The sequence below is a fragment of the Bacillus sp. PPSBB_11 genome (assembly GCF_038023285.1).
GTDB classification, from domain to species: Bacteria; Bacillota; Bacilli; order Bacillales; family Bacillaceae; genus Bacillus; species Bacillus altitudinis.
The window spans coordinates 2,555,752-2,563,883 of sequence record NZ_CP150633.1 but is presented as its reverse complement, the minus strand read 5'-3'; the positions used below and the strand labels follow the sequence as shown (position 1 = coordinate 2,563,883).

Here is an 8,132-nt window from a genome sequence, read left to right as displayed (position 1 = left end):
ATCTTTTTTTAAAAAATTCTGACAGATAGTTACTATTTTATCTAAAATTTTAAGTGTCAAACGACATGATGAGAAGGTCACAAATAGGCTTCGTGACTTTTTCATGGTCATCCTTTATAATAGATAGACATACTGTTGCGATGAAAAAGAAGAGTACATATATTCACCATTTACAGAGAGTCTGCGGTTGGTGCAAGCAGATAATGGCATGTATGGAATGGGCTTTGGAGCAGCTAACCGAACACTTGATAGAGTGAGTAGGCTTAGACGGAGCAGTCTCCGATATCAACGTCTTGAGTGATTTCTGATTTGAAATAACAAGGGTGGTACCACGGTTCATTCGTCCCTTTTCTGTTGAAAAGTGATGGGTGGGCCTTTTTATATTGAAGAAAAGAGGTTTTAGTATGACAAAAAAGACGATTTTCTCAGGCATTCAGCCTAGCGGTTCTGTGACATTGGGGAACTACATTGGAGCGATGAAGCAATTTGTCGATCTTCAGCATGATTACAACGGCTACTTTTGTGTGGTCGATCAGCATGCCATTACGGTGAGTCAGGATCGTTTAGCCCTTCGACAAAATATTAGAAGCTTAGCCGCTCTTTATTTGGCAGTGGGACTTGATCCTGAGAAGGCAACATTGTTTATCCAATCAGAGGTACCTGCCCACGCCCAGGCAGGATGGATGCTGCAATGTGTCGCTTATATTGGGGAATTAGAAAGAATGACTCAATTTAAGGACAAATCTGCTGGTAAGGAAGCGGTCGTTTCAGGACTATTAACGTATCCGCCATTAATGGCTGGCGATATTTTGTTATACGGTACGGACTTAGTTCCTGTAGGAGAAGATCAAAAGCAGCATCTTGAATTAACGAGAACGCTTGCTGAACGCTTTAACCGAAAGTACAATGACATCTTCACTGTACCTGAAGTCAAAATTCCAAAAGAAGGCGCTCGGATTATGTCTTTAACTGACCCAACGAAAAAGATGAGCAAATCTGACCCGAACCAAAAATCCTTCATTACCTTATTAGATGAGCCAAAACAGCTTGAAAAGAAAATCAAAAGTGCTGTGACTGATTCAGAAGGCATCGTCAAATATGACAAAGAAAACAAACCTGGAATTGCCAACTTGCTGACGATTTATTCTGTATTAGGGAACGTATCGATTGCAGAGCTTGAACAAAAATACGAAGGCAAAGGTTATGGTGAATTTAAGGGAGATCTTGCGAACGTTGTCGTGGATGCTTTGAAACCGATTCAAGATCGCTATTATGAACTCATTGAGTCAGATGAGCTTGACCGCATTTTAGATGAAGGTGCTGAAAAGGCTAACCGTGCGGCAAACAAAATGCTGAAAAAAATGGAGAATGCGATGGGTCTTGGCCGGAAACGCAAATAAAACAAGCTTGCAGCATATTCAGCTGCAAGCTTTTTCTAATTCACTTTTGATTCGTTTTCCATTTCCCAAAGTTTTTCAAAAAATGGCTGTCCTTTAATCATTTTTTCACAAAAGGCTAAATGGTTTTCTGACCATCCATCAATGGTTTCGTTATAAAGCATGTTCCAAATCTCCTCGAAAGACATTCGTTTGATCTGGTTGTACATGCGCGGATTCCATTCTGTATACCAATAGGCAATTTCTGCCCGGTTTTGAAGCCCCTTTAGTTGATCTAACGCCATAAACATCAGCTGCTTCAGCTGTCTTTCTTTTCTCGTTAATCCGCTGATATGCTGCGGTGGTAATGATAGGATGTGATATTCTTTCGTCGATTCAAGGCTGTCTGTTGTGAATTCATACTCCTCTGCCTTCACATCTTTCACCATTTCATACACCAATTGCTCCTGTCTTGGAATCAATCGGCTCTTTCTCACAGGGATGGAATAACCAATCGTATCCACAGCAATGATTCTAATCCCGTCCGTGACCACAAAGCAATACTCTAATTTACGGCGTTCATGATTTTTTCGAATATATGATTTCTCAAATACAGACTCTAGCAGCGTCTTCGGCAGCTCTGATAGATCATTCTCTATGTAATCAAACAAAGGACTCTGCACCTTGAGTAAAGGTACTTGATCTAACAGCTCCACGCTGTCCTCCTTGCGCCACTCATGAAAATGGCACACATTATAGCCATTCTCTTCCCCTTCAAACCAATTCACCCATACGTCATGAAGAAATAACATAACCAATCCCTCACTTTTTAAAAACTGTTGTCCACAGTATGGGCAAGGGATAGAGAAATTATTCCAACTTTATTAAAACTTCTCCCTGACGGAAGGACGGCTTTATTTCCTGGGAAAAGGAGAACGTCTCGCAGAGTCCTTTCACGATTTTCTATAAGCAGAACCTTATTTTAGCTTTTTAGGATCAAGGGCATCTCTCAGTCCATCACCTAAGAAGTTAAAGCATAAAACGGTAAGTAGAATCAGTAAACCTGGGAACAGTGGATACCACCATGCTTGCACCATAATGGAGAAATTTTGTGCATCTTGAAGCATGTTTCCCCAGCTCGCCGTTGGAGGCTGGATGCCGAACCCTAGATAGCTAAGTGTCGACTCAGCTAAAATAACAGAACCGACTTTTAATGTAGCAGACACAATAATAGGGCCGATACAGTTCGGTAAAATATGCGAAAAGATGATGACATGGTTTTTCGTTCCGATCGTTCTTGCTGCGAGTACGAATTCTCTTGTGCGAAGTGACAAGAATTCACTGCGGATCAGCCTGGCGGTTGTTGTCCAGCCAGTCAGCGCAAAGATTAAAATCAATTTATCAATACCCGGTTTAAAAATTGTCACTAGCGTGATCAAGAGAAAAATATCTGGAATAGACAATACGACATCCACCATTCTCATGAGCACAGAATCGACAAAACCTTTAAAGTATCCCGCTACCGCCCCAATGACGGTACCAATGGTGATGGCTCCGACTACTGAGACAAAGCCAACTAATAGAGACACCCTCGCTCCGTATAGCACTCTTGAAAAAATATCTCGACCAAACTTGTCGGTTCCCATAAAATGCTCTGCACTTGGAGGCTGTAGCCGTTTCAACAAGTCTTGCTGTTCCGGTGCGTAAGGTGCGATCACCGGGGCAAAAATAGCTGAAAAGATAATGATCAATAAAATAGCGGAGCCGGCAACCGCCAATTTATTTTTGAAAAATTTCTCGCAAAATAAACGAAGCATCGTCTCTGGTTTTGGCGGAAGGCCTTCTTTTAATTTGAGATCAACAGGAGGTGTTCCCATATTAGGTTGTGCCAATTGTGCCTCAGCTCCCTTCTAATATTCAATACGCGGATCAACGATCGCATAGAGAATATCCGCTATTAAGTTTCCAACGACCACGAGCACAGCAGAGATAACAGTCATCGCCATAATGACGGGATAATCTCTTGAAAAAGCAGAATCGATAAACAGTTTCCCAAGCCCTGGCCATGTGAAGATTTGTTCCACCACGACTGCGCCGCCAATAAAGGATGGAATCATGAGTCCAAAGATCGTAATAACAGGCATCAGACCGTTTCTCAATCCATGTTTGAAGATGACTTTGTTCTCTCTAAAACCTTTCGCTCGCGCCGTGCGAATGTAATCCTGCCGCATCACATCGAGCATACTTGACCTTGTATAACGTGTAAGGCCTGCCATATCAGCCGTTGCTAAAACAAAGGCAGGTAAAATAATATGATGAAGCCGGTCAAATAGATTAAAATCTGCATTTAAGGTAGAGACACCCCCGGTCGGAAACCATCCTAAATTCACTGATAACACCATTATAAGGATCAAACCAAACCAGAAATTCGGAATAGCCAGTCCGATAAATGATGTAACCGTAATACCATAGTCAAGTTTTGTATACGGACGTTTTGCTGAAAGAACACCAAATGGGATGGCAATGATCAGGGCAACTAATGTAGAAAAGATCATGAGGATGAGGGTATTTGGCAGCCGGGCAAAAATCAAATCAGCCACGGGCGTTCCTTTTTTTACGATGGATGTGCCAAAGTCACCTTGAAGCATATTACCGAGCCATTTCATATATTGCACATATTCAGGATCGTTCAACCCGTACTTATCAATAAAGGCTTCCCGGTCTGCGGCACTAATGGTCGGGTCCATCATGAGTGACATCGGATCGCCTGGTGCTGCTTTCATAATCGCAAAGGACAAAATCGTAATACCAAACAAAATCGGGATGGAAAGAAGTGTCCTTCTAATGATATATGTAACCATGTGCACAACTCCTTTTTCATCGGATGGCCATACTATGATGAAAAAAGGGGAGACACCTCCCCTTCTTCACTTGCAGACTACTGTTCAATCCACCATTTTTCGATTTTGTAATATTCATCTTTCGGGTGGTAAGAGTAGCCTTGTAGATTAGATGGCATCGCGCGATGTGAGTTGGCATAATAAAGGAACGTATACGGCTGGTCTTCTGCAATCAGCTCATAAATTTTTTCATACGCCTTTGAATACTCTTTACGATCACTCAAGTTTTTGGCATCAACTAGCAGCTTATCGACTTCTTCATTTTTATACCAAATGTTATTTAAGCCTTTTTCAGACTGACTTGAATGGAAAATGCTGTATTGGTCAGGGAATGTCGCTAAGCTCCAGCCGAGTAATAACGCATCATAATCCCATTTTGGCGGAGTTGTTTGTTCGATTAATGCACTGAACTCCACAATTTGCGGTTTTGCTTCAATGCCAATTTCTTTGAGCTGCTGCTGGACAACGACAGCAATATCTTCACGGACTTTGTTTCCTTGGTTCGTCTTCAAAACGAAGGAGAACTTCTTACCGTCTTTATCAAGATAACCGTCTCCATCTGTATCCTCCCAGCCCTCTTCCTTCAGCATCTTCTTCGCTTTTTCTTGATCAAATTCAAATACTGGGACATTTTCATTTTTAGGGTAGTTCCATGACAACGGGCTTTCTGGGATGTTGGCTACTTTCCCGTCTCCATTTAACACTTGATCGACAATTGTTTGACGGTCAATGGCATGGGTAAGCGCTTGGCGGACTTTTTTGCTTTTGAACAGTTCGTTTTTCTGATTCCAGCCAATATATGAATAATTAAGCCCTAGATCAGATTCGATTTTGATGTTACTAACTTTTTCAGCTGTTTGCAGTTCTGCTCCAGGCACTGCAAAGAAATCAATATCACCTGCGGATAGCTGGGCCATGGCTGCATTTTGATCAGGAATCGTTTTAATGGTGACTGTATCAAGGTATGGACGTCCATCCCAATAATCATCAAAAGCTTCTAGTTTGACATAGTCCCCTTCTTTCCACTCGGCAAATTTAAATGGGCCAGAGCCGATTGGATTTTTTCGGTTAAATTCATTTTCACCAAGATCCTTTATAGGGACATCACCTAAAATATGCTTTGGTAAAATGCCATAGCTTCCTAGCGTGACATTATAAAAATATGGATCTTTTTTATTCAGCTTAAATTCGACCGAATAGTCCCCTGTTTTTTTGACAGACTCTAATACTTCAAAGCCTGATCCACGCTCACCATTGTAATCCTTATTGATCGGAATGCTGTATGTAAACACAACATCATCAGCAGTCAGTTCTTCTCCATCATGAAACTTCACGCCTTTTCTAATGGTCACATCAAACTGTTTGCCGTCATCGGATTCTTTAATATCTTCTGCCAACGCCAGCTGTGGGTTAAGCTTTCCATCTGTTTGCAGCAAAAAGCTATAGATTCTCTCTTCAATATCAGAACTTGCCACGTCTGTTGAGTAAAGTGAGTTAAATAATGTAGGCTCTGCAATCGAACCAATGACAAGATCTCCACCTTGTACAGGTTTACCTGTGGATTTCTTTTCACTGTCTCCAGACGTTTTATTTCCACCAGAACAAGCAGCAAGGAGCAATGTAAAGATCAGCAGTAAACTGACCAAAATGGACTTTCTCTTTCTATCTTTCATAGACAATTCCCCCTATCTTTTTTAAAAAATGATGACAGAAGCCCGTTTCATCCCCCCTCTCAAAGATGAGATCATACAAGCGTGATCAAGCGTCGTAGAGGTGGCAGGCCACAAAGTGGTTCGTTTTTAATTCTTGAAATTCTGGTACTTTTTCTTTACAGACTTCTTTCGCGTGTGGGCATCTTGTATGAAACACACAGCCTTTTGGCGGATTTGCAGGGCTTGGTAAATCTCCTTGCAGCATAATCCGTTCCCTTTTCACCTGACCTTTTTTACGGGTGACGGGAACAGAAGAAAGCAGGGCCTGTGTATACGGATGAAGCGGATCATCGTACAGGCTGTGCTTATCCGCAAGTTCCATCATTTTGCCAAGATACATGACGCCCACTCGATCACTAATGTGGCGGACCACACTGAGATCGTGAGAGATAAATAGATAGGTGAGGTCAAACTCTTCTTGAAGCTCTTCCATCAAATTGATGACCTGCGCCTGAATGGAGACGTCAAGCGCTGAAACAGGCTCATCTGCTATGATCATTTCAGGATTCATGGCAAGTGCACGAGCGATACCGATCCGCTGCCTTTGTCCACCGGAAAATTCGTGCGGGTATCGATTCGCAAAACTTGGGTGAAGGCCGACTTTGGATAAAAGCTGTTCTACTTTTTCATTTCTTTCTTTTAAGGAATATAAGTGATGTGTTTTGTAGGGTTCTTTGATGATACTTCGAAGTGTTTTTCTAGGGTTGAGTGATGCAAAGGGATCTTGAAAAACCATTTGGATGTTTTTCCTTGTTGATTGTCTTAGTTTTGATTCAGATACATGAGAAATATCTTGCCCTTTAAATAGAATTTGTCCTTCTGTTGGTTCATATAAACGAATCATCGTCCGTCCTAATGTGGATTTACCGCATCCAGACTCTCCAACGATGCCTAACGTTTCGCCTTTATAAATGTTTAAGTCGATGCCGTCAACCGCTTTGACTGCTCCTACTTTCTTTTGCAGCACCCCAGCTTTAATCGGAAAGTGTTTTCGTATATTTTTTAATTCCAGGATGGTTTCTTTCTCAGATCGATCTGTCATGTATGGTTGGTTTTCAGCAAGTGTCATGTTTGGCTTGCCTCCTCATATAAGAAACACCTGACGCTTCTACCATTTTCAAAGGTTGTCAGTTTGGGCAATTCACCTATGCATCGTTCCATGGCTTTCGGGCATCTAGGCGCAAAACGGCATCCTGCGGGAAGCTGATCTGGCGCAGGGACATTCCCTTTTATCGCCGTTAATGGCTGAATGTCTCCGTCAATGACCGGAATGGATTCAAGCAGTCCTTCTGTGTATGGATGAAGCGGCTGATCAAACAACTCTTCAACGGTTCCATTTTCAACAACCTGTCCGCAGTACATGACAATGACACGGTCTGCTACTTCCGACACAACACCTAAATCATGCGTAATGAGAAGTATAGATGTACCAAAGGTCGAACATAAATCTTTCATTAAGGTCAGCACCTGGGCTTGTATGGTCACATCGAGCGCAGTAGTCGGCTCATCCGCAATGAGGAGCTTCGGATCACAGCTTAGCGCAATGGCGATCATGACTCGTTGACGCATACCGCCGGATAAACGGTGCGGGTAATCTTTGATGATTTGTTCTGGCCTGGAAAAGCCTACAAGCTTTAGCAAGTCAATCGCTTTTTTGGTCGCTTCTTTTTTTGAAAGTTTTTTGTGGTAAATGAGGATTTCTGTTATTTGTTCCCCGATGGTTAAGACGGGATTAAGTGAGGTCATGGGTTCCTGAAAGATCATGGATACATCATTACCACGAATATTGCACAATTCCTTTTCACTATATGTAACAAGGTCTTTTCCATCAAGCTTAATGGAACCATCCATAATCTTCCCACCAGTCCCATTAATCAGACCCATGATGGATAAAGACGTAATACTTTTACCAGACCCAGACTCACCGACTAATGCGACTGTTTCCCCTTTTTTGATACTAAAATCAACGCCATCAACAGCAGGTATTGGTTCCTTTTTTCGAAAAAAATAGGTTTTTAAGTTTTGCACTTCAAGCAGTGTGCTCATGCATTCGCCCCTTTCTCCATAGATCAAATGAACCGAATCTAAAAATTCCGTCTTTTTAGAATAAAAAGAATTATCAAAATTTATATTTGTATATTATT

At 41.8% G+C, this 8,132-nt stretch carries 7 protein-coding genes and 1 other annotated feature; of the genes, 1 reads left to right on the top strand and 6 read right to left on the bottom strand.

The window, feature by feature from the left end; translation table 11 throughout:
- Positions 1 to 131 precede the first annotated feature (131 nt).
- Positions 132 to 351 (top strand) — a binding site (T-box leader).
- A 53-nt stretch (positions 352 to 404) separates the two neighbouring features.
- Entirely contained in the window at positions 405 to 1,400 is a 996-nt protein-coding gene (gene trpS / locus V7L95_RS12515; protein WP_008348488.1) for a tryptophan--tRNA ligase, read from the top strand.
- Positions 1,401 to 1,435: 35 nt separating this feature from the next.
- Here the strand turns inward: trpS and V7L95_RS12510 are convergent, their stop codons facing one another.
- The 6 genes from V7L95_RS12510 to V7L95_RS12485 form a co-directional block, all read right to left on the bottom strand.
- Positions 1,436 to 2,188, bottom strand: a complete 753-nt coding sequence (locus tag V7L95_RS12510; RefSeq protein ID WP_008348490.1) for a YjbA family protein — start codon at positions 2,186 to 2,188, stop codon at positions 1,436 to 1,438.
- A gap of 165 nt (positions 2,189 to 2,353) precedes the next feature.
- Positions 2,354 to 3,253, bottom strand: coding sequence for an oligopeptide ABC transporter permease (gene opp4C, locus V7L95_RS12505; RefSeq protein ID WP_017360169.1), 900 nt, complete (start codon positions 3,251 to 3,253; stop codon positions 2,354 to 2,356).
- A 33-nt stretch (positions 3,254 to 3,286) separates the two neighbouring features.
- A complete protein-coding gene (locus V7L95_RS12500) occupies positions 3,287 to 4,237 on the bottom strand; it encodes an ABC transporter permease (RefSeq protein ID WP_007499031.1) in 951 nt (316 codons plus the stop codon).
- A gap of 77 nt (positions 4,238 to 4,314) precedes the next feature.
- The gene (locus V7L95_RS12495; protein ID WP_017360170.1) at positions 4,315 to 5,949 is read right to left on the bottom strand and encodes a peptide-binding protein; all 1,635 of its coding nucleotides are present in this window, start codon (positions 5,947 to 5,949) and stop codon (positions 4,315 to 4,317) included.
- An 85-nt stretch (positions 5,950 to 6,034) separates the two neighbouring features.
- Positions 6,035 to 7,030, bottom strand: a complete 996-nt coding sequence (locus V7L95_RS12490; RefSeq protein ID WP_025207148.1) for a dipeptide ABC transporter ATP-binding protein — start codon at positions 7,028 to 7,030, stop codon at positions 6,035 to 6,037.
- A gap of 23 nt (positions 7,031 to 7,053) precedes the next feature.
- Entirely contained in the window at positions 7,054 to 8,034 is a 981-nt protein-coding gene (locus V7L95_RS12485; protein WP_008348498.1) for an ABC transporter ATP-binding protein, read from the bottom strand.
- Between the last annotated feature and the right edge of the window lie 98 nt (positions 8,035 to 8,132).